Genomic DNA, 23182 nt, shown 5'->3' on the forward strand with positions numbered 1-23182 from the left:
TTGATCATCAGCGCCAGCCGCAGGACGGATATCCCGGCTTTTTACAGTGACTGGTTTTTGCGGCGGCTCGCGGCGGGCTTTGTCCTGGTGCCGAACCCCTTCTTTCCGCAACAGCTCCGGCGGGTGGATCTGGCGCCGGAAGCGGTGGACTGCATCGTTTTTTGGACCAAAAACCCGGGGCCGCTGCTGCCCCGGCTCGATAGCCTGGCCGGATATTGCTACTATTTTCATTTTACGCTGAACCCGTACGGCCCAGGGATTGAGACCGCCTTGCCGGCGCAGCCGGAGTTAATCGCGACCTTCCAAGCCCTCTCGGAACAGATCGGCCGGGAACGGGTGGTCTGGCGCTATGATCCGGTTTTATTCAGCGCGGCCCACGGGCTAAATTACCATCTGGAACAGTTCGCGCGGCTCGCCGAGAGGCTCGGGCCGTATACGGAACGCTGCGTCATCAGTTTCCTGGATTTTTATGAGAAAACCGTGCGCAACATGGCCGCCGTCGCTCCCTACGACCCCGGCGACGCGCAACTGGCCGAGCTGGCCGCGGGTTTGGCGCGGATCGCCCGCGACCACGGCCTGATCCTCGAAACCTGCTGCGAAAGATTGGAGCTGGACGCCATTGGCATCGGACACGGCCGCTGCATCGACGACCGGCTCATCGCGCGGCTCAGCCCCAAGCCGGTCCGGTTCCGCAAGGCCTCCGGCCAGCGGGAAGGCTGCGGCTGCGTGGCCAGCGTCGACATCGGAGTCTACAACACTTGCAGGCATGATTGCTTATATTGCTATGCGAATCAAAACCGGACCCGCGTGGCGCAGCGGACCGCCGTCTACGATCCGGACGCTCCGCTGCTCTGCGGTTCCGGAAATCTTGGGGAGACGCCGTTCCAGACGGCTTCCGACTCCCCCGGGAATCCCCAATTGAAGCTTTTCGAATAGTCCCGGACCGCAACTGTATACCGAGGTATATCGAGTTCTTGATTACTACGAATCGAGGGGTGTTTCAGCTGGGATTCATATAAGGGAGAATTCATGGTTAGTCGCCCGGCCGGAACCTGTTGTGCCGCTTTGAAAACTTGCTACGAAGTTTCTTGGCGGCAAATTTTTATATTTTGGATTATATGCCGGAATGAGGCCACGGGATAATGATGGATGGAGACGCAGATTCTATAAAATCATGAGTCCCTTTGGAATCGGGTTGGAAATTGGGATATTCCCGGCAGTATAAAACTTATTGCGAAGGCGACAGCAGGAAACCGCCGATTTTTACGGAATAAATTATAGAAATCAGATAAGGGATGTCTTGTATTTTGAAGAAGATTTTATTGTTGCCCAATCCGCTGAAACCGGCCGCATTGGAACTGGCGGATCCGGTCCAAAAATTATTCGCGCGGAACGGTTTTCAAGTGAATGTCGAATTATCCGAACCGGGGCTTGCTTTGCCGCAAGCCGACTGCTTTGACGGGATCGATCTGGTAATGGTGCTGGGGGGAGACGGATCGATGCTGAATGCGGCCCGGCGGATTTATCCGCGGCAGATTCCGCTGTTGGGAGTAAACCTCGGTCATTTGGGCTTTTTAACCCGCGTCGAAAGCAACCGGCTGGAGGAAGCTTGTGAGCATTTACAGAAGGGGCTTTACGATTATGAGGAAAGGACCATGGTGGAAGCGGTGATACTCCGGGAAAATCAGGCGGTCCACCGGTTGGTCGGTCTGAATGATCTGGTGCTCGCCAAAAATTCTTTCGCCCGCTTGCTGCGAATTGAAACCTGGATCGATGACGAGTATTTTACGACCTATCCCGCGGATGGGTTGATTGTGGCCAGCGCTACGGGTTCGACGGCTTACTCCCTCTCGGCCGGCGGACCGATCCTGGATCCCCGGCTGGCAGCGCTGGTGGTCGCGCCGATTTGTGCTCATTCGTTATATGCGCGGCCCCTGGTGTTGAGCGGGGAGGCCCGGGTCAAGGCAGTCTTCCATGCCGACTATGCCGAGGCGAGCTTATCCGCGGACGGTCAGGCCACTATCGTGCTCCAGGCCGGCGACGTCATTGAATTTGGGAAAGCGCCTTATGTCACCAAATTATTGCGTTTTAACGATCAGGGATTTTTTGACGTACTCAAAACCCGCCTCAAAGAAGGCAGAATCTGAACGCGGAGGCAGTTATGAAAGCCAATCGTCACGCCATGATCATTGCCATCATTAAGGAACAGATCATTGGCACTCAGGAAGGATTGGGGGACGCGTTGAAGGCCCGTGGGGTTTTGGTCACCCAGGCGACGCTTTCCCGGGATATCAAAGAGTTGGGACTGGTGAAAATCCCCACCACCGAAGGGTATTACCGTTATTCATTGCCGCAGGAGCGGACGCCGGGGGATTTGACCCGGCGCGCCCAACGGATGCTGGAGGATTCCATGGTGGCGGTGGATTCGGCGGCCAATATTATCGTGATCAAGACCATGAGCGGCTCCGCCCATGGCTTGGCGGACGCCTTGGACGATCTGGACTGGCCGGAAGTGGTCGGTTCAGTGGCGGGCGATAATACCATCATGATGGTGGTGCGCGATCAGGATCAGGTCCAGAAATTGATAAGCCGTCTTCAGCAGCTGAGGAGGTAGGGAACGTGCTGCAAGAAATCCGGGTCAAGAACTTTGCCCTCATTGACGAGATTCATCTGGAATTTGATCCCGGCTTTAACGTGCTGACCGGTGAAACCGGCGCCGGAAAGTCCATCATCATCGATGCGCTGGGCCTGGCTTTGGGCGGGCGGTTCAGCACGGAGATGATCCGGGCCGGCGCCGAGGGTGCTTTGGTGGAAGCGGTGTTCGCCATGGAGCAACGGCCGGATTTCGAGCTTTTCCTCGACGGTTTGGGCATCCCGGTCGAGGCCGACGGCAGTCTGATTATCCAGCGCGAGGCCGGCGCCAGCGGCCGCAACCGTTGCCGGGTGAACGGACAGCTGGTGACGGTGTTGTCCCTTGCCAAGCTGGGCGAGTTCCTTATCGATATTCACGGCCAACATGAGCACCAATCCTTGTTATTCCCGGAGAAACAGCTGGAACTGCTGGATCAGTACTGCGGCGCTCCGTGTCTGGAACTCCGCGCGGAGTACCAACGGGTCTACCAGGTCTGGCGGGAGCTGGTCGAAGAGGAACGACAGCTGCGGCAGAATGAAGCGGAGCTGGCCCGCAGAGTCGATCTGCTGCAGTTCCAGTCCAATGAGATCGCCGGCGCCAAACTGGTGCTGGGAGAGGACGAAGACCTGCTGAAGGAGCGGGACATTCTGAGCTCGGCCGAGAAGCTCTACCAAGCCGCGACCGAATCGTATCAGGCATTATACGATAATGCAAGCGGCCAGGCAGTCGTCGAACTGCTGGGAAGCGCGGAGCGGGCTCTGGAACATGCCGCCGCCATTGACCCCAGGCTCGAACCGATTTTGCAGTCCCTGCGCGAGGCCGCTTTCGGCGTGGAAGAGGTTTCGCGGGAGTTACGCGGCTATCAGGAACAGATTCAGTTCGAACCGGACCGGCTGACGGAGATCGAATCCCGCCTGGACGAAATGACCCGGCTGAAGCGGAAATACGGTCCGACCATCGCCGCAATCCTGCAGTTTGCCGCCGATTGCGATCAGGAGCTGGCGAAGATCGCCAACCGCGAAGAACGCTCCCGAAAACTCGACGGGGAGCTGGCGGAGGTTCGCAACCGCTTGGGGGGGTTAGCCGAGCGGCTTTCCGCCGAACGCCGGGCCGGAGCCGTCCGGATGGAACAGGCGATCATGGCCCAATTGGCCGAGTTGAATATGGAAAAGACGCAGTTTAAGATCGGGTTGACGCAAACGGAAACAGCCGATGGCATCCCCTGGGCCGGGAAAACCGTCGAGGCCGGAGCCGGCGGCGCCGACCGGATCGAATTTCTGGTGGCGCCCAATCCGGGCGAAGGGCTGAAGCCGATGGCCAAAATCGCTTCCGGCGGCGAGCTTTCCCGGATTATGCTGGCACTCAAGGCAATCCTGGCGGAACTCGACCGGATACCGACCATGGTTTTTGACGAGATCGACGTGGGCATCGGCGGCCGGACCGCGCAAGCGGTGGCCGAAAAGATGCTGCTGATCGGCGGCAGCCGCCAGGTGATCTCGGTGACGCATCTGCCCCAGATCGCCAGCATGGCGAGGCAACATTTTTACATCGAAAAACAGGTGCAGGGGGAACGGACCACTGTAACGGTGCGGGCGCTGAATCTCAATGAGCGGGTCGAGGAGTTGGCGCGGATGCTCGGCGGCGCGCAAGTCACCGACACGACCCGGCGGCACGCCCGGGAGATGCTGCTCCTGGCGGAGCGGCTCCGCCTCAATAAAAACGGCGTTTCCCCCGATTCATAGCCTGGCAGATCCCTTGGGTCATTCATGGTCTATTGCGAGGGCATATGGTTTTCAATTCTCTGTTTTCTCATCCTGATACCTTTTTTCCAACCCAGACACTCCGCTCTGGGTTCTGCTTTATCCGTCAGGGAGCATTTCCGGGCGGACGGGATCTTTTTTGGAGTTGAAGTAGCCTACAATATCGACTATTATATACCATATAGGGTATATTGAGGACGGGAATTTATTGCCCCGTTTCGCGTTAGGAAATACATCATGGTATTTTAAAAGCCATGTGATAAAGTCTTTTGAATCGGAAATCAGAAGGCAAAAAGGTTTATAAACGACTTTATCACTTGCTTTTCTGAGCTTTTGTGAATACCCCGACCTTTCGGACGGGGTTTATCACAACGCTTTTAAAAAGAGGAGGCGTTACCATGCGGAAAGTGTTGGGATGGGTCTTCCTGGTGATCTTGATCGTTGCGGCCGTCGCGGGAGTCCCGAGAGTCATGGCGGCAAAAACCGGGCCCGGGGTGGGCTTGATGGCTCCCGAATTTTCCTTGTCCGATCTCAACGGAAAAAAGGTAGAACTCAAAAAGATCGTGGCCGGCCACAAAGTGACCCTGCTCAACTTCTGGGCCACATGGTGTCCGCCTTGCCGGGCGGAAATCCCCGAACTGGCGGAGTTTTATAAAACTTACGCCGGCCGGGGGGTGGAGCTTCTGGCGGTCAATCTACAGCAAAGCCCCAACGAAGTGCGGGAGTTTGCCAAAAAGAACGGCATGGCGTTTCCGGTGCTGACGGATACGGCCGGATCGGTCGGCAGCCTGTACCAGATCTACGCCATTCCCACGACTTTCATCGTCGACCGTCAGGGTAAAATCCGCGCCAAAATCGAGGGCAGCACCACGGGGCAAGTTTTACGGGAAAAGATTGAGCCGCTACTGAAAGCCAAGTGATAAATTCCGACCGGAAATTGTCTTGCGAAACGATTTCAATCGATTTTATCCCTTGCTTCAAGCAATCGCTGCGACCCTCCCCGGCTTTTCAGCCGGGTTAATCACAGTTCTTCGAAAGGAGTAGCAAAATGGAAGTCACGTTCGTGCTGGCATTTCTGGGCGGATTGCTGTCGTTTCTGTCGCCGTGCATTTTGCCTATCGCCCCCGGTTATCTGGGAATCGTCACGGGAGCGTCGTTCGCGGAATTGCAGAGCGGAGCGGTCTCCCGCGCCAAAGTGATCCGGTCGACGCTGCTCTTTATCGCCGGTTTTACCCTGGTTTTTTTGTTGATGGGTGTGACCAGTTCCTATTTGGGCGCTTTATTGCGGGCGAACCGGGTTTTGCTCTCTCGAATCGGAGGGGTGCTGGTTCTGATGCTGGGTCTGCATCAGGGGGGCTGGCTGAGGCTGCCCTGGCTTTACCGGGAGCATCGCTGGCAGGCCCGGCCGCAGCTGGGGTGGATCGGGGCATTCCTTACCGGAGTGGCTTTCTCGTTGGGATGGACGCCGTGCGTCGGCCCGATTCTCGGTTCGATTCTGGCATTGGCGGGAAGCCAGGCCGAACCGCTCCGGGGCCTGGGCTTACTGCTGGTGTACTCGATCGGACTGGCGCTGCCCTTCCTGCTGCTGGCCATCGGTTTTCAGGGGATGATTCGCCATTTTAACAAGCTGAAGCCGTACTTTCGCTGGTTCGAATGGGCCGCCGGAGGTCTCTTGATTTTGATGGGTTTGCTTCTGCTAACCGGAGGCATGCCCATGCTCTCCGTTTGGCTGATGAAGCTCACCGGCGGCTGGAATCCCGAGGACCTGTTGCGGCGGTAAACGGAGCTCCCCAAAATACTTTAGCGAATTTCAAATCATTACAAAATATTACATTTTTAGAAGGTATTCGGTTGGAACCGGCGAATTCCTCTCCAAACCCTATGGTATTCTTCGCGGGGAATACCACTGGGCGTAGCCTGTGACGAAAGGCTGGGGAGGAATTTGTTTCAGCTGACCATGCCACAACGGATTGCCGCCTTGGTGCTGATGGCGCTGCTCGTGATCGCGGGCGCCCTGTTTTTTATCGACGGCGGACAATCGCGCGCCGATACGTACCCCATCGCCGCCGCGGAGCAACCGATGTACGTGCATGTTTGCGGCGCGGTCCGGAAACCGGGCGTAATCGAGGTGAAAGCGCCGCTTCGCAAGTTCGAGTTGCTGAAGATGGCCGGCGGGACGCTGCCGGAGGCCGATCTGAACCGCGTGAATCTGGCGGAGTTCGTTCAGGATGGGGAACAGGTTTATATTCCCAAACAAGGAGAGGTCCTTCCGGAGAATTCCCGTTCCAAATCCCGCAGCACCGGCGCCCGTTCCCGGGCGGACGGGGCCGCCAAGGCAGCGGAGCCCAAGGGGCCGTTCGATTTGAATCGGGCCACCGCGGCGGAGCTGGAAACAGTGCCCGGCATCGGGCCGGTGCTGGCGGCCAAGATCATTGAGTACCGGACCCAACACGGCGTTTTTGCCACCTATGATGATCTGGGGAATGTCTCGGGGATCGGCCCGGTAAAACTGGAGAAATTCCGCAGTTTCCTGTATGTGAAATGACTTGGGCCAGCGGCGGTTTTTTGGGGATGGCGGCCGGGATCGCCACCGCGGTCTGGCTGGAGTTACCGCCCCTGCTGTGGTTGGGATTGGCCGGCGCGGCCGGAGCCGGAGCGGCGTTGATTCTGCTATTCAACCGGCGGGGCGAGGGCTGGTTGGTCCTGCTGGTCCTTTTCGGCCTGGGCGGTTTCTGGATGAGCCATTCCCGGGCTGATTACCGGCGGACGATATCGCAAAATCAAATTTGGAACGGTCAGATCCTGTCGCTTCAGGGCACAGCCATCGAACGGCCGCGCCAGGAGGATTTCGGGTTCAGTTGCCGGGTGCGGTTGGACCCCGCGCGGAGCCGGGGATTGTCCGGAATTATCCGGCTGCAGAGCCCGACGGCTTTGCCCGATGAGGTCCTGGGCCGTTTGGTGCGCTGCCAGGGCCGCTTCCGGGCGGCCTTTTCGCCGTTGCCCGGATGGCCCGGCCCGGCGGAACAGCAGCGGGTCTCCGGTTATCTCTGGCTGCGAACGGCGCCGCTTATTGCCCGGCCCAAGCGGAGCGGCTTGCCATCGCCGCTGGAATGGGCCAACCATTGGCGGAGCCGGATGAAGGTCGCGGGCGCCCGGACCCTGAAAGGTCTGAATCTGGAGCTGCTCCACGCCATGTTGTTCGGGGACAGGATCGGCGACACGGGCGCGGCGGCCCGCCTCCAGAATGAATTGCAGCGCACCGGGACCATTCATCTGCTCTCAGTCTCCGGGCTTCATGTCGGGCTGGTGGCCGGATTTCTGAGCTTGTTGCTGCGTTGGCTGCGGGTTCCCGAACGCTGGCGGCTCTGGCCGTTGGCCGCAGCCATCGGCAGTTATACGCTGATGACCGGGATGGAGCCGCCGGTACTGCGGGCCGGCTTGATGCTCTTTTTCTTTCTGGCCGGGACATGGCTGGGGATGGGGACGCGCGACGGCCTGAACCGCCTGGCCTTGGCCGCCTGGATCTTATTGATGCTCGATCCGTATGCGTTGACCCAGATCGGCTTTCAGCTCTCTTGCGGCGCCACGCTGGGAGTGGTCTGGCTCTTTCCGTTGCTGCGGGAATGTTTTCCGGCGGGCCGTCGCTGGCTGAGGCTAATTCGGGATTGCCTTTTGATCTCCGTTGCCGCCCAACTGCCGCTTCTCCCTATCCTGATCCATTATTTCCAACAGATCTCCTGGTCGGGACCGATCGTCAACTTATTTTTGCTGATTCCGGCCAATTTGATCGTGGTCGGCGGCCTGGCCGGAGAGGCGTTGGGAGCGGTCTTTCCGGCGGGCGGCGCTATCGCCTTGACCGGTCTGGACTGGGTTTTGAGCCTGACCCGCGCCATCGTCCACTTTTGGGCCGGGCAACCGTGGGCCGCCAGTTATTCCCCGGTCTGGCCCTGGCCCTGGCTGCTCGCTTATTATTTGGGCTTGGCGCTCTTCTTGGATTGGATCCGGCCGAACCGCCTGACCGGCCTTCCCCATCTCAAAATCCGCTGGGGACCGGCTCTTTTGGTCTTTTTATCAGTCGCCAACCTGATCGGCTGGACCGCGTACGGCTACCGCTTGACTCACCAATGCCTCCAATTGACCATGATCGATGTCGGCCAGGGCGATGCCTTGCTGCTCAAAACGCCCGATGGGCGCAGCGCGTTAATCGATTGCGGCAATCGCGGCCGGGGCCGCCGCTCGGTGTTGCCGGTCCTGCGCCGGGAAGGGATTGCCCGCCTGGATCAGGTCTACCTCTCGCACGGCGATCTGGACCATCGCGGCGGCCTGCTTGAGGTGTTGAATGTCTTGCCGGTGGGGACGCTCTTTCTGCCGGCCGGCAGCATCGAGCCGGAACTGGGGCGGCTGCGGCGGGCGGCCGAGCGCCTGGGAGTACGTTGCCGGGTGGCGGGTAACGGCACCGGGGTCCGGTTGGGGCGGTCCGTCAGCGGCCGGATCTACGAGGCCCTGGAAGCGGGCCTGTCGGAGAATGACCGTTCTTTGGTGATCGCCTTATCTTTCGGCAAAAATAAACTGTTGTTGACAGGAGATCTGAGCGCCGAGGGCGAAGCTATGTTGAGCCGGAAATACCCCCATGAACTTCGCGCCGCAGTGTTGAAAGTGGGCCATCACGGCAGCAACGGGGCGTCGACCTTGAACTTCTTGACGCAGGTCCGGCCGCTGGTGGGGCTGATCTCGGTGGGCCGGTCCAATCATTACGGCCATCCGGGGCCGGAGGCCTTGAAACGGCTCCGGGCGTTGGCAGTGCCGGTCTACCGCACCGATCGGGACGGCCGGATCGATCTGCGGCTCTATTCCAACCGGTTATCCGTGACGGTCGCCAGGAGGGAAAAGCAACGATGAATCGGAATGATTTTTTTAAACAGGTTTCCGAAGGCAGGCTGCTGCCGGCCTATCTTTTTCTGGGCGAGGAGAAGCTTTTCCATGAAGAGCTGTTCCAGGCCGCTGCCGCCAGGCTGGTCGCCCCCGCCGATTTGGCCTTCAATCTGATCCGGATGCCCGCCGGGGAGACCAGCCCGGAAGAACTGCTGGGTCAGATGGAAACGCCGCCCTTTTTCGGCGGAGCCCGGCTGGTGCGGCTGGAAGGACTGGAGGAATCCGGGCACGGGCTGGAGGAGGCCTTATTGAAGGGTATTTCCCGCCTGGCGGATGGAGTCTACTTGTTCGCCTCCGCCCTGAAATTGGACGGCCGGAAGAAAATTCACCAGGAATTGACCCGGCATCTGAACGTGGTCGATTGTGCCAAAATCACCCCCAATGAGCTGCCGTTCTGGTTGAAGCAGCGTTCGGAAAAGCTGGGGCTGAAATTGACTCCGCCGCAACAGCGGACGATGATCGAGAGGCTCGGTCCCAATTTATTGCGCATCCGGACCGAGCTGGAAAAGCTGCAGACCTTTCTCGGCGGTCGTTCCGCGCCGAGCGACGCGGAGCTGGATGCGCTGATCCCCGGCGAGCCGGAACCGGATATCTTCGGCCTGATCGACGCGGTGGCGCAACGCAATCCCCGCCTGGGCCTGCCGCGCCTGGTGGAACTGCTGGACTCGGGCGAAAATGAGACGAAGATCCTGGCGACGTTGAGCCGGCAGTTTCGCAACATCACGGCGGCCCTGACGGCCCGCGCCGCGGGAGTAACCGCCAAAGCCCTGGCCGGGACTTTGGGGATCAACCCGTATGTGGCGGAAAAAAGTTTCAGCCAGGCCAGCCGGTTCACTCTGGCGGAACTGGCCCGGATCTCGGAACGGCTGGTAGCCGCCGACTACCGGATGAAATCCGGCCAGCGGGAGCCCAGATTGGAACTGGAGCTGGCGGTGGTGGAGATCTGCTCCTTCACATGATCAGGGTGACCTCATCGATACTGCGATAGGCGACCTCCTCCGGTTCCTCGGCCGGATACCCCAGCGGAATGATGGCTGTGGGCCGCAATTCCGGGCCGATCCCCAGCGTTTGCCGGACCTTTGCTTCATCGAATGCCCCTACCCAGCAACTGCCCAGACCATAAGCGGTCGCGGTCAATAAAATATTCTGAGTCGCTGCGGCCGTGTCCTGAAGGCAATAGAGCCCGGCGCCCCGTTCGCCGTAGCGGGCGGCGGAGCGCTCCGGTTCCGCGCAGACCACAATGTTGACCGGAGCCGCGGCGATAAAATCCTGTCCAAAGGCGGCTTCCGCCAATGCCTGGCGCAGAGTGGCGTTGCGCACCACCACGAACTTCCAGGGCTGCAGATTCCCGGCGCTGGGCGCGAGATGAGCCGATTCCAGCAACCGTCCGATGGTGGCGTCGGGGATCGCGGTGGTTTCATAGGCGCGGATGCTGTGCCGCTCCTGGATGGCATCGATGAGATCTTTGGTCAAAAGAAATCCCCTCCTACGGTAAAAGTTTTGGATCCGTTTCAGAAGCCATGAGATAAAGTCTCTTTCAAATTCTTTCAAATCAATTCGACCTGCAAAAGGGTTTAAACGACTTTATCCCTTGCTTCTCTGAGCTTTTGTGTTCACCCTGGCCTTCGGACAGGGTTTACCACAACGCTTTTCGATAGGGTTAGCTTTGCCGGTTTGCCGCGGAAATATTTTGGCGATACGATAGCGCCGGAGCGGCAGCCGCGGAACAATTTAAAATTCTCGGAAGAAAAATTTAACGAAAAAGAAGGAGTTTGGCGGGACTCGTTTAAATATATATACATAGTGTATGTAATTTAAAATAAGTGAAACAAGGGGATCGCTGTGAAACCGGTCGGAAACGCCAGATTGCTGAAGGATATCAATCAGAGTGTCATTTTGAACGCCATTAAGGATCATGAGCCCATCTCCCGGGCGGAGCTGGTGAACCTGACCAAGCTGGCCCTGCCCACGGTGTTGCGGATCGTCAACCGCCTGATCGAAGAGGGGCTGGTCATCGAGATTGGAAAAGCGGATACGAGCTCCGGCCGGAAGCCGATTATGCTGAAGATCAACCCGATCAGCGGGTACCTGGTGGGAGTGAAGATCGGCCGGCGTTTGGTGGTGATTCTAACCGACCGGAACGGCAAGATCCTGGACCAGATCATCGAGCTGACCGACAGCAGCGCGGGCCCCTTGGGCGTGGTGCAGCAGATCAAAAGCATCGTGTACCGGATGATGGAGAGCGATGGGATTCCCAAAGAGAAGATCGCCGGCATCGGAGTGGCGACGCCGGGCTCCCGTTTTAAGACCGGTTCGCTGATCGCCTCATCGGTCTTTGCCGGATGGGAGAATGCCGATTTTGACGGGCTGTTAAAGGAGCATCTGTCCGAATTCACCACCGTATCGCGGAATGTAACCATTTGTGGCGCCATTGGCGAGCAATGGTTCGGCCTCGGCAAAAATGTCAAGAACTGTATCTACATTTATGCCGACGCCGGGGTGGGCGGCGGAGTCATTCTCGACGGCAAGGTCTACTTGGGCCGGGACGGTTATGCCGGTCATATCGGCCATCATGTGGTCCATTTCGAGGGCGAGCCTTGTTATTGCGGCAACCGGGGATGTCTTGAGGCTTATACCAGCACCGGGGCGATCATCAAACAGATCCAGCAGCGGCTCCGGGAAGGAGCCCCATCGATCCTGAGAGAGCATGCCGGCGCGGATTTTGGCAATATCCAGTTCAATATGATCGCCGAAGCTTGCCAATGCAACGATAGTTTGGTGGTGGAGACGCTGACCCGGGCGGGGCGGATTATGGGGGTCGGGATCGCCAATTCGATCAATATGTTCAATCCGGACCTGGTGATCCTCGGCGGCGAGGTCTGTTGTTCCTGCCCGCTCTTTACCGAGGAAGCGATCCGGGTCGCCCGAGAGAACACCTTTGCCCTGAAAGCGAAAGATATCGAGATCGTGGTCAGCCAGAGCGAACAGCCCGAGGTGATGGGCGCCGCCGCATTGGTCATGAACGAAATTTATAAGAAACCCGAAGTGTGATGAAGATTATTCAATTATATACATTTTATATGTATATATCAAATTGTAACATTGACCAGATAAGGAGGGAATTTATCAGCGATAGTTTGGCCGAGATTCATCAATCATTTTGAGGAGGTTGGGTATGGCAACTCACATGCAAGCTTGTGCTTCCCCGAAAAACACTTCAAAGCGATCCGCAATTTCCTTGGAACGGATCGGGTTACTGATTTCACTGGTGGTCCTAATCGTGATCTTTGCAATGATCTCACCCTATTTCCTGACGTTGGATAATTTCTCCAATATGTTGCTGTCACTGTCGCTGATCGGGATCGTCTCCGCCGGGATGACCATCGCCATTGCCAGCGGCGGGATGGATATGTCGGTCGGCAGCAATATGGCGCTGACCGGGGTAATCGTCGGGAGCATGCTGCACAGCGGAATGCCGCAAGGGCTGGCGATCGCCGCCGGCTTGCTCATCGGACTGCTGATCGGCGTTTGTAACGGCATTTCCATCGCCAAGGTGAAGATCAATCCGCTCATTACGACGTTGGCCACCATGATTATCGTGCGGGGCATCGCTTTCCTCTACTCCAACGGGCTGTCATTCGGGATTTACGGTACCAAGCCGACTTTTCCGGATTTCGGATTCTGGGGCCGCGGCATCCTTTTTGGCATCCCGGTGCCGGTGATCCTGATGGTTCTGGTGGTGGCGGTAGTCTATGTGGTTTTGACCAAAACTGCGTTTGGCCGGGATGTCTATGCCATCGGCGGCAATGCCGAAGCGGCCCGGGTTTGCGGGATTAACGTGGAGCGCAATACGATCTGGGTTTATCTGATCATGGGCGTCTTGTCGGCCTTTGCCGGGATTATTCTGGCGTCGCGGTTAACCGCCGGCGTTCCCAGCGCGGGGACGGGTTATGAATTGAACGCCATCAGCTGCGTGGTCCTGGGCGGAGCCAGCCTTACCGGCGGTCAGGGCAAGGTGGAGGATACTTTGTTGGCCGTTTTGGTCCTGGGAGTCCTGGGGAACGGCTTTGTGCTGCTGGGCCTTTCCAGTTTTCTGCAGGACGTGGCGCGCGGTTTGATTCTGCTGTTATCGGTGGGAATTGACCAGATGAGGCAGAGGAGGGCGGCTTAGATGGCCTGTGGACCCATTTTACGGCTCGAGGGTGTCTGCAAATCGTTCCCGGGCGTGCAAGCGCTGAATCATGTCTCCTTCGATGTCCTGCCGGGCGAGATCCACGTGCTGATGGGCGAGAACGGCGCCGGAAAATCCACTCTGATCAAAATCATCTCCGGCGTGTACCAAGCCGATCAAGGCAGTCTGTTCGTTGACGAACGGCCCGTCCGGATCAGCTCGCCGAAGATCGCCAGGGAGCTGGGAATCAGCACGGTGTATCAGGAATTGACTTTGACCCCGGCGCTTTCCGTGGCGGAGAACATCTTCATGGGACGTTTGCCGCGCCGCCGCAACAGCGGCTTTGTGGACTGGGCCGCACTGTATCGCCAGACCCGGACGCTATTGGATACTTTGGCGATCGACCTAGACCCAAGGGAACTGGTGGGCAACCTGTCGGTCGGTTACCGGCAGCAAATTGAGATAGCCCGGGCTCTGTCGCTTCAGGCCAAGCTGATCATCCTGGATGAGCCCACGGCGGTCTTGACCGACGAGGAGTCGTCCAAACTCTTCCGCAATATGCAGCTATTGAAGGAGCGGAAGGTCGGGATGATCTATATCTCGCACCGCATGGCCGAGGTGCTCAATCTGGCCGACCGGATCACGGTGATGCGGGATGGCGGCAAAGTCGCCACTATCGCCGGATCGGAAGCCAATTACGATGAACTGGTGCGGTTGATGGTCGGACGCAATATCGATAAGAACCGCTTGGCGAAGCACCCGGTCCGGCGCGATCAACCGTTTTTGGAAGTCGATAATCTATCCCAGAGCGGCGTGGTCCAATCCTGCAGCTTCAAAATCTATCCCGGCGAGATCCTGGGAGTTTATGGACTGGTCGGTTCGGGTCGGACCGAATTGGCCCGGTTGCTTTTCGGACTGGAGAAGTCGACCTCCGGAAGCGTGAAATTAAACGGTACTCCCCTGGCCATTCGCTGCCCCCGCGACGCGATCCGCGCCGGCTTCGGCTTCCTCCCGGAGGAACGGCGGCGGCACGGTTTGGTCCTCAAGCTTGATGTCTCCCGGAACATCAACCTGGCCAACCATGAATACCTCCAATCCGGGGGCTTTGTCCGCGCCGGGCTGGAGAAGTCCCTGGCCGAACAGGGGGTTCGGGAACTGGCTATCAAAACGCCAAACCTGCGGCAATTGGTGGAGAACCTCAGCGGCGGCAATCAGCAGAAAGTGATTCTGGCCCGCTGGCTGACTCATCATCCGCAACCGCAGATCCTGATTCTGGATGAACCGACCCGCGGAGTCGATGTCGGAGCCAAGGCCGAGATCCACCGGCTCATAAAAGAGCTGGCGCGACAAGGAATGACGGTACTGATGATCTCGTCGGATATGCCGGAGGTCCTCACGGTCAGCGACCGGATCATGGTCATGCGGGAAGGGGGGATTGTCGGAGAAATGTTGCAGGAGGAAGCGACGGAGGAGAAGATTATTTTCCTCGCCGCCCATCACCAGGTTTGTTAAAAACGTTGTGATAAACCCTGTCCGAAAGCCAGGGTGAACACAAAAGCTCAGAGAAGCAAGGGATAAAGTCGGTTTTTAAATCTTTTATAGCCGAATCGGTTGGAAAGAGACTTTATCACATGGCTTCGAAAGCTGCCAAATTTGAAAGGGAGGTAGTATCCTGTGAAAAACAAAAGTTTAGTCAAGGTAGTCCTCGGTTTGTTGGCCGCCATGATGATGGTTTCGGTGACGGTCGCGGCGCCCAGGGAAGCATTGGTGGGTTACGCCGTGATGCGGATGGTGGACGAATATTGGGGCAATCAGATTGAGGGGATGAAGCAAGCGATCAAAGAAAGCCGCCAGCCGATTAAATTGGAGATCGCCGACAGCAACAACGATGGCCAGGCCTGTCTGCAGAATGCCCTGAGCCTGATCGGCCGCGGGGTTAAAGTGTTGATGGTCAGCACCCCGGATCCGAAGATCGGCGGCGCGATTATGGAAGCGGCCAAAAAGAAGAAAATCCCGGTCATCTCTTCCGACGTCTACATCGAAGGCTCGTATTTTCTCACCCATGACGAGGTCAAGGCCGGAGAATTGATGGGCGAATATGCCGGCAAGTATTTCAATGCCAAATTCAAAGGCCAAAAAGCCAAAGTGGCGATCCTGACCCATGCCGCGGTGGCTTCCCAAGTCAACCAGCGGATCAGCGGTTTCAAAGCCGCTTTCACCAAGGTGGTGCCGAATGCCGTCTATCTGCCGGTGATGGACGCCGAAGGGCTACGCGAAAAAGGCGCCAATGTGATGGCCGACATCCTGACCGCTCACCCTGACGTCAACATCATGTTCGGCATCAATGACGATATAACCCTCGGCGCCGCGTCGGCGGTGGAAGCCCGGGGAATGTCCGCTAAAGTCGCCTGCTTCGGACAGGGCGGCATCGGCGAGGCGAGCTTCCAGGCTTTGCTGGACACCAACAGCCCCTTCAAGGCCACGACCGCATTCATGCCCAACGGCCACGGCCGGGCCGTCATTCAGCAATATATCATTCCGTTGCTAAACGGCAAAAAGGTGCCGGCGAAAGTCTTCTCGCCGTTAAAAGTGGCTGACGGCAGCAATGCCAAAGAATTTTTGAAATAGCATCAGAGTGGGTTTCCGGCGGAGGGCAAAGGTTTTTGCCCTCCGCGAAATCTTAAAAATTCAGAGGATGGCGAGGTTTTGGGTTTGAAAGGACTCATCACGGATATTCAAAGATTTTCACTCCATGACGGACCGGGGATCCGGACGACGGTTTTCTTCAAGGGTTGCAATCTGAACTGCGCCTGGTGCCATAATCCGGAGACGATCAACCCGAAACCGGAGCTATTGTATTACGAAAGCCAGTGCCTCGGCTGTCTGCATTGTATTCCGGTATGTCCGGCCGGCGCCCAGCGGGCCGTCGACGGGCAACACCGTTTTGAGCGCGACCGTTGCATCGCTTGCGGCCGCTGCGCGGCGGTCTGTTATCCGGGCGCGGCGGTCCTGGCCGGCCGGGAAGTCTCCGCCCAGGCGGTGTTGGAAGAGATATTGCAGGATCGCGCTTATTACCAGCGTTCGGGGGGCGGAGTGACCTTGTCCGGCGGCGAGGTGTTGGTCCAAAAGGACTTCGCCCGGGAAATCCTGGCGCTCTGCCGGGAACAGGGGGTGCCCACGGCCATCGAGACCAATCTCTGCGCGACCTGGGAAGATCTCCAAACGGTACTGCCCCTGACCGATCTGTTGTTATTGGATGTGAAACATTGGGATGCCGCGGAACACCGGCGCTGGACCGGCGCGGATAACCGCCTGATCCACGAAAACCTGCGGCACCTGGCCCAGGTTCAGGTTCCGTTGATCATCCGGACGCCGGTGATTCCCGGCGTCAATGATTCCGAACCGGTCATCGCCCGCATCGCCGAGTGCCTTGCCGGGCTGCCCAATTTGTTATATTACGAGTTGTTGCGATTCAACCCGTTGGGCGAGAACAAGTACCGGGCGTTGGGGCGGGAGAACCCGTTCCAGGGTGCCGCCTGGCTCCCCGAGGCGACGATGGAATGTCTGGCGCGAGCGGCGGAGGGGTATGGGATCCGGGTCAAGCGGGACTGACGGTATTTTTTTGCGAAGGAGAAGCGGAGATGAAGGATTTTATTGTCAAAAACTATCTCAATCAAATTCCGGCGGACCGCCGGCTGAGCTATGATGAGCGCCTCACCGTCCTGCGGGAGCGGAAGATCGCCCAGACCGAGGAGAAGGTGCGGCGCGAGGGCGGCCTGAATGAGGATGATTACGGCCGGATCGTCGCTCCGGCCGATTTTCAATGGTCGATCCTTCCCAACCATCCCGATGGCTCCTTCTACGGTTACCGGGGCTGGGCGGAGAATTTCGCCGCTCTGCTGAGCAAGCATCCCATTTACGTCGATCCGCTGGACGCTTTCTCCGGCAAATGGATCTTCTTTCTGTCGCGGTTGAAAGGGCCGATCTGGCCGCCCGAATTCGATTATTCCCACTTGCAGCCGGCCTTCGACCGCTACAACATCATCTGCGGCATCGGGTCCGACGCCCATTTCGCGCCGGACTACCGGATCGGGCTGGAACTGGGCTGGGGCGGACTCCTGGAGAAGCTCCGCCATTACCAGGCGTTGCACGGGCCGGAGCACCAGCCGTTTTACGAGGCGGAGCAGCAGACGATCCGGGCGGTGCAGACCTGGATCCGCCGGACGAACCGGGTGATCCGGGAGTTGGCGGCCATCGAACGCCATCCGCAGCTCCGAAAGAATCTGCAGGAGATGTACGAGGTCAACGAATGGGTGGTCGAGAAACCGCCGCGCACTTTGCGCGAAGCCTGCCAGTGGCTCTGCTGGTTCAACATGGCCAGCCGCACCTATAACCGGGACGGGGCCGGCGGGCAACTGGACGAACTGTTGCGGCCCTACTATACCCGGGACTTGGCCGCCGGCCTGATCGACGATGACGCGGCCCGCTTCTACCTGGCCTGCCTGCTGCTGAACGATACCCACTATTACCAGTTGGGCGGGCCCGACCCGGACGGCCGCGATCTGACCAGCCGCATCTCGTATCTGATCCTGGAAGCGGCCCATCAGATCAATACCTCCTGCAATCTGACGATCCGGGTGCATGACGGGCTCGATCCGCAATTCTTCCTGAAATCTGTCGAATACCTTTTCACCAATAAGAACGGCTGGCCGCGCTATTCGGGGGATAAAGCGCTGGTGGAGGGGTTCACCCGTTGCGGTTTCCCGGCGGAGCTGGCGCGGCAGCGGATCGCGGTCGGCTGCAACTGGATGTCCCTGCCCGGCCTGGAATATACCATGAATGACCTGGTGAAAGTGAACACCGCCAAAGTCTTCGAGGTGGCCTTCCAGGAACTGATGGCGACGGTGGCCCAACCCACTGTGGCGAAGCTGTGGGAGCTTTTCGCGAAGCATTTGCGGCTGGCGGTGGAGGCCACCGCGCGGGGGATCGCCTTTCACCTGGAACACCAGGCCGACAACGAACCGGAACTCATGCTGAATCTGCTCTCGCACGGGCCGGTGGAGAAGGGCCTGGATGTCGCGGCCGGCGGCGCGCAATTCTATAATATGGCCATCGACGGGGCCGGCATCGCGGTGGTGGCCGACTCCTTCGCCGCGCTGGAGACGTGGATCGAGCAAGAAGCCAAGATCAGCTGGTCTGGCCTGGCCGGGCAGTTGCGGGCCGATTACGCGGGAGTCGAGGGGGAGTATATCCGGCGGATGATGCAACGCGCCCCCCGTTACGGCGAGGGGGATTCGGCGGGGGACGCCTGGGGCTGGCGGATCTCGGCCCTCTTCACCGACCTGGTCCGGGAGCAGAATGGCCACTATCCTTACAATTTCATTCCCGGCTGGTTCTCCTGGGCCAATACCATTGATTTCGGCAAGGCGGTCGGCGCGACGCCCAACGGCCGGCGCGCCGGGGAGCCGATCAATCATGGCGCCAACCCCTTGCCTGGCTTCCGGAAGGACGGGGCCGTCACCGCGCTGGCCAATACCGTGGCCGCGATTCAGCCCGCGTACGGCAATACCGCTCCGATCCAGCTGGAACTCGATCCCAAGCTGGCCGGGGACGCGGAGTCGGTCCAGAAGATCGCCGACTTGATCCGGGCCATCTTTGATAACGGCGCGACCCTGTTGAACATCAACATCATCGACAAGGCCAAGATCCTGGCGGCCCATCAAGATCCGTCCCAATATCCCGATCTGGTGGTGCGGGTGACCGGGTTTACCGCGTATTTCGCGATGCTGTCGCCGGATTTCCGGCAGCTGGTGGTGGACCGGATCATCGAGAGTTGAGCCGGCACTGTGGCGGGGAGCTGCTTTTCTTAAAAATATTCCATGGCTGAAGCAGGATTATGAAGGAAATTTTGGAATATATAAGTTGAATTAAATTTCTAAATAAGCATCATGAAGCATCATGTCCCGTAAGCCTTCCATGATGGAGAAATTAAGGAATTTAATTCAACTTATTACCGCTGTATAGGATGAAATAAATTCCGCTTTGATTTCATTTGCATTCGGCCTTAGGAATGCAAATCTAGTTAAGAAATTTATTTCATCCTATATGGCTCCATGGGGTGATCGGCCATGGATAGTTTGAGCCTGGATAAGATTCCGCTGCTGTTGATCTTTTTCGTGCCCGGATTTATCTCCTTGAAAGTCTTCGAACTGATGGTGCCCGGCGAGAAACGCAACTGGCAGGGGGCGCTCTTTGAGGCCATCGGGTTCAGCTGCATCAACTTTGCGCTGACCTTCTGGGTGTTTTTCCCGATCAACTCGGCGGACTTCTACCGCCGTCATCCGTTCTGGTTTTACCTCATTCACTTCGGGATCCTCTTCATTCTGCCGATCATCTGGGCGATATCGCTGAACGCCCTCCTGAAGCTGGACTTTTTTGCGGGGAAGATTGTCGAGCTGGTCCCGACCGCCTGGGATTACTTTTTCAGCCAGCGCAAAGCCTGCTGGATTTTGGCCAGGCTGAAGAGCGGCGACCTCATCGGCGGGCTCTACGGCAACGGCTCTTTCTCGGCCAATTTCCCTTACCATCAGGACATTTATATCTCCGAGGTCTGGCGGATCAGCGAGACCGGCCAGTTCTTGGAGCGGGTCCCCCAGACCAAGGGCGCCTGGATCCCCAAGAAGAGCATCGAATTGCTGGAGTTCTTCGATCTTCAGGAGCTGGAGTTGCCGACCGCGGCGGCGGAAACGGCGGCGGCCCGGAGCGATGAGCCGCGGCGCGCCGCCGGGTCGAATGCTCCAGGGTACCAACCGGTGGCGCTTGAGCCGGCTCTCCCGGCGCCGCCGTCGGGCGGAAGCGGTGTCAACAAAAAAACCTCTCCCGATGTATACTGAGGGTCAAACCGGTCAAGAATTCACCCGTAAGCATCTATTTTTTGCAACGGAGCCATGGCGGATAAGATTTGCGGCAGATGACGAACGCTTGAATGTTTTTTTCGCAAATCGGGCGCTTCCAAATACGGCCGTTGCATCCATGCGGAGCGTGAATCTTGATGACAGGCAATTTGAAAAAAGTGATCAAGGGCTATCAGCCCCGGACCAATAGCAAGGCTACGGTCAAGCCGCCGCAGGGCGGCACCGGGTTGGTATCCAAAAGCAAAACCAAATGAGCTTTTTCCCCAAGGCCAAGTCGCGCAGCCCCAAAGCCAGGAGGGCTTATAATGTCTGAACCATAATTCGCCTGATGATGGAATTCGCTTGGGTTTTATTAATCATGCCAATCCTCCAATCCTATAAATCAAGGTTCAAGATAGGCTGGGCTTCCGTCGGGAACTGCCCGTGCTGCAGACATAGATAGGCGAACCATGTTTACCCACGCAGCGAAGGTATGCCCTTTTTACGGCCGCCGCAGCAGGGGTCCAGCCAAGTATTTTCGGTTTATTTGTCCCGCTTACCCCGCAAAAATTTATTTTAAAAACTATACTTTCGGCTAGTGCCAATTCAAACGTCAATTGTTACAATAAAGCCATCTTCCATGACGCAGTATTATTTTGCAAGCGGTTTCCGAGGGGGGTCGATCGCCGGCTCGAGGGGTTGCGCCGATTCGTTCCGTGCCTTTCTGTACCACCCATTCAAGAATCAGAGGAGGATAAAGATGCACAAACTGACCTTGGTTTTCACGATCGCGGTTTTGATGCTGTTGGGCGCGGCGGCGTCCGCCATGGCAGGAAGCCAGGATTTTACGCTGGTCAATGAGACCGGCGTGGAGATTCATGAGATCTATCTCTCGCCCAGCAACTCGAATGATTGGGAGGAAGATGTTTTGGGCGACGATGTTTTGGCCGATGGCGAGGAGATCGACATCGAATTCGACGGCAGTGATGAGAAGTACTGGGATCTGATGATCAAGGACAAAGAAGGCAATGATATTACCTGGGAAAAGATCAACCTCAAAGAGACCTCCGTCATCACCCTGCATTATGACGGCAAAAAGGCCTGGGCCGATCTGGATTAAAAGCCAGGAGGGGTAAAGTCTTGGGTTTGGCCGCCGCGCCGAGCCCAAAGGGACTGACTCAATGCGTTTCCGAGCCGGTCCTTTTTAATTCGGGGAGCGCCGGGTGAAGGAAATGATAAGGAGTGGAATTGAATTCTCAACTCAACTATCGCATCGAAAAAGCTAAACCAAAGGCCGAGAATAAGGGATTCTTTTAAACTAAAAACGAGAGTTGACCAAAGGATTTTTTTAAAAAAAGCAACCCCCGGCCAGCCAATGATCAGGGGTTGCTTTTTAATTCGCCGTCACTAAAATTTTCAGGGCACCGGGGCCGCCCTGTTTCGGCAATGCACGATAAGCGCGATGGCCTGGGTCAGGAGTCCCAAAGCGCATACTCCCGGCCAGCCGAAATGGGCATAGTTGTATGAGCCCAGCAGGGATCCGAGCGCTCCCCCGATAAAATACGAAACCATATAAACCGTGTTCAGCCGGTTCCGGGCCGCTTCATCCAGCGCGTACACCCGGGACTGGTTGGAGACCTGGCAGGACTGCACCCCCAGATCGAGCAAGATGACTCCGATGATTAACCCCCACAGTTTGAAGCCAAACATCAAAAAACACAAGTAGGCCGCTGCAATGATCATGATGCTGATGCCCACCGTGAATTTGGGGCTGCGGCGGTCGGCGATCCGGCCCACGATGGGGGCGGCCGAGGCTCCGGTTACGCCGACCAACCCAAACAGCCCGGCGGCGTCCGCGCCCAGATGATAATGGGAACTTCCCAATAGAAAGACCAGCGTGGTCCAGAAGGCGCTGAACGCCCCAAAGACCATCGCCCCGTTGAGCGAGGCTTCTCTCAGCACCGGCCGGGTCTTGACCAGCGTCGCCATGGAGCGAAACAACTCCCCGTAGCGCAGCGTCGAGAATGACGGGCACAAGGGGAGCAACCTCCGTAAAAATATCGCGAGAAGGACCATGAATCCCGCGGCGATCAGGTAGACGTTGCGCCAGCCCCAGTATTCCCCCACCAGGCCGCTGAAGGTCCGCGACAGTAAGATCCCGATCAAGGCGCCGCTCATGACCGTTCCGATGGTTTTGCCCCGCTCCCCGGGGGCGGCCAGCTGCGCCGCGAGCGGGACGAGCAACTGCGGCACCACCGAGGTAAAGCCGATGGCGAAAGCGGCAAAGGAGATCCAGCCGACACTGGGCGCCAAAAACATCACCATCAGGGAACAGGCCGCACAGAGCAGCATGATGAGGATCAGGGAACGTTTCTCGCGGATATCCGCGAGGGGCAGAATACACAGCATGCCCAGGGCGTAACCGATCTGGGTCAGCATCGCCACGAAACCCACGCTTACTTGGGTCACATGAAAAGTCGCGGCGATCTCCCCCAGGAGCGGCTGGATGTAATATAAGTTGGCCAAGGTAATGGCGCAGGCCACCGCCATCACCATAACCAAGAATTGATTCAAGGCGGGCTTGGACGGCGGGGCCTCATGGTTCTGGAACGGCATCCGGAAACTCCTTTAGGTTGCATCGGTATTTTATAGCTAATCATACCGCTTATAGTCTACTCGAAGGCAAGAGCTTTTACCAAAATGGAATATATCGTCGTAATGGGGAAGCCGGCAAACTAAAGCCGGTCGTGATGGACATGAAGGGATTGAATTTAACTCATTACCGCTATAGTAG

The 23182-nt window shown here is 57.7% G+C and carries 19 protein-coding genes; 17 read left to right on the top strand and 2 right to left on the bottom strand.

Features of this window, described 5'->3' with window-relative positions; genetic code table 11:
* The 9 genes from EDC14_RS13050 (at position 1) to holA (ending at position 10283) form a co-directional block, all read left to right on the top strand.
* Entirely contained in the window at positions 1 to 936 is a 936-nt protein-coding gene (locus tag EDC14_RS13050) for a DUF1848 domain-containing protein (protein WP_132014743.1), read from the top strand.
* 371 nt (positions 937 to 1307) lie between these two features.
* Positions 1308 to 2147 carry an NAD(+)/NADH kinase gene (locus EDC14_RS13055; protein WP_165908001.1) on the top strand — a complete coding sequence of 280 codons (840 nt, stop codon included), beginning with the start codon at positions 1308 to 1310 and terminating at the stop codon, positions 2145 to 2147.
* A 14-nt stretch (positions 2148 to 2161) separates the two neighbouring features.
* Entirely contained in the window at positions 2162 to 2614 is a 453-nt protein-coding gene (argR, locus tag EDC14_RS13060) for an arginine repressor (protein ID WP_132014745.1), read from the top strand.
* Positions 2615 to 2619: 5 nt separating this feature from the next.
* Positions 2620 to 4374: a DNA repair protein RecN gene (recN, locus tag EDC14_RS13065; RefSeq protein WP_165908002.1), complete on the top strand. Its 1755-nt coding sequence runs from the start codon at positions 2620 to 2622 to the stop codon at positions 4372 to 4374.
* 416 nt (positions 4375 to 4790) lie between these two features.
* Positions 4791 to 5312, top strand: a complete 522-nt coding sequence (locus EDC14_RS13070; protein ID WP_132014747.1) for a TlpA family protein disulfide reductase — start codon at positions 4791 to 4793, stop codon at positions 5310 to 5312.
* A gap of 128 nt (positions 5313 to 5440) precedes the next feature.
* The gene (locus EDC14_RS13075) at positions 5441 to 6172 is read left to right on the top strand and encodes a cytochrome c biogenesis CcdA family protein (protein ID WP_132014748.1); all 732 of its coding nucleotides are present in this window, start codon (positions 5441 to 5443) and stop codon (positions 6170 to 6172) included.
* A 162-nt stretch (positions 6173 to 6334) separates the two neighbouring features.
* Positions 6335 to 6937, top strand: a complete 603-nt coding sequence (locus EDC14_RS13080) for a ComEA family DNA-binding protein (RefSeq protein ID WP_132014749.1) — start codon at positions 6335 to 6337, stop codon at positions 6935 to 6937.
* Positions 6934 to 9291: a DNA internalization-related competence protein ComEC/Rec2 gene (locus tag EDC14_RS13085; RefSeq protein WP_132014750.1), complete on the top strand. Its 2358-nt coding sequence runs from the start codon at positions 6934 to 6936 to the stop codon at positions 9289 to 9291. The genes EDC14_RS13080 and EDC14_RS13085 overlap by 4 nt, the downstream gene beginning before the upstream one ends.
* Positions 9288 to 10283, top strand: a complete 996-nt coding sequence (holA, locus tag EDC14_RS13090; RefSeq protein WP_132014751.1) for a DNA polymerase III subunit delta — start codon at positions 9288 to 9290, stop codon at positions 10281 to 10283. The genes EDC14_RS13085 and holA overlap by 4 nt, the downstream gene beginning before the upstream one ends.
* Here the strand turns inward: holA and EDC14_RS13095 are convergent.
* Positions 10276 to 10797 carry a nitroreductase family protein gene (locus tag EDC14_RS13095; RefSeq protein ID WP_132014752.1) on the bottom strand — a complete coding sequence of 174 codons (522 nt, stop codon included), beginning with the start codon at positions 10795 to 10797 and terminating at the stop codon, positions 10276 to 10278. The genes holA and EDC14_RS13095 overlap by 8 nt on opposite strands.
* Before the next feature lie 369 nt (positions 10798 to 11166).
* Between EDC14_RS13095 and EDC14_RS13100 the strand changes: the two genes are divergently transcribed.
* From EDC14_RS13100 to EDC14_RS13135, 8 genes are all read left to right on the top strand, one after another.
* Positions 11167 to 12375 carry an ROK family transcriptional regulator gene (locus EDC14_RS13100; protein ID WP_132014753.1) on the top strand — a complete coding sequence of 403 codons (1209 nt, stop codon included), beginning with the start codon at positions 11167 to 11169 and terminating at the stop codon, positions 12373 to 12375.
* Positions 12376 to 12499: 124 nt separating this feature from the next.
* The gene (locus EDC14_RS13105) at positions 12500 to 13495 is read left to right on the top strand and encodes an ABC transporter permease (protein WP_132014754.1); all 996 of its coding nucleotides are present in this window, start codon (positions 12500 to 12502) and stop codon (positions 13493 to 13495) included.
* A complete protein-coding gene (locus tag EDC14_RS13110) occupies positions 13496 to 15007 on the top strand; it encodes a sugar ABC transporter ATP-binding protein (protein WP_132014755.1) in 1512 nt (503 codons plus the stop codon).
* Between the two features lie 162 nt (positions 15008 to 15169).
* Positions 15170 to 16123 (top strand): sugar ABC transporter substrate-binding protein, encoded by a 954-nt coding sequence (locus EDC14_RS13115; protein ID WP_132014756.1) that lies wholly within the window; start codon positions 15170 to 15172, stop codon positions 16121 to 16123.
* Positions 16124 to 16201: 78 nt separating this feature from the next.
* A complete protein-coding gene (locus tag EDC14_RS13120) occupies positions 16202 to 17107 on the top strand; it encodes a glycyl-radical enzyme activating protein (RefSeq protein ID WP_243662924.1) in 906 nt (301 codons plus the stop codon).
* A 29-nt stretch (positions 17108 to 17136) separates the two neighbouring features.
* Entirely contained in the window at positions 17137 to 19332 is a 2196-nt protein-coding gene (locus tag EDC14_RS13125) for a pyruvate formate lyase family protein (RefSeq protein ID WP_132014757.1), read from the top strand.
* Positions 19333 to 19623: 291 nt separating this feature from the next.
* Positions 19624 to 20388, top strand: a complete 765-nt coding sequence (locus tag EDC14_RS13130; protein ID WP_132014758.1) for a DUF6338 family protein — start codon at positions 19624 to 19626, stop codon at positions 20386 to 20388.
* Positions 20389 to 21148: 760 nt separating this feature from the next.
* Positions 21149 to 21508 (top strand): hypothetical protein, encoded by a 360-nt coding sequence (locus EDC14_RS13135; protein WP_132014759.1) that lies wholly within the window; start codon positions 21149 to 21151, stop codon positions 21506 to 21508.
* A 296-nt stretch (positions 21509 to 21804) separates the two neighbouring features.
* Here EDC14_RS13135 and EDC14_RS13140 read toward each other — a convergent pair whose 3' ends face one another.
* The gene (locus EDC14_RS13140) at positions 21805 to 23004 is read right to left on the bottom strand and encodes an MFS transporter (RefSeq protein WP_132014760.1); all 1200 of its coding nucleotides are present in this window, start codon (positions 23002 to 23004) and stop codon (positions 21805 to 21807) included.
* Between the last annotated feature and the right edge of the window lie 178 nt (positions 23005 to 23182).

The sequence above is a fragment of the Hydrogenispora ethanolica genome (assembly GCF_004340685.1).
Classification (GTDB): Bacteria; Bacillota; UBA4882; order UBA8346; family UBA8346; genus Hydrogenispora; species Hydrogenispora ethanolica.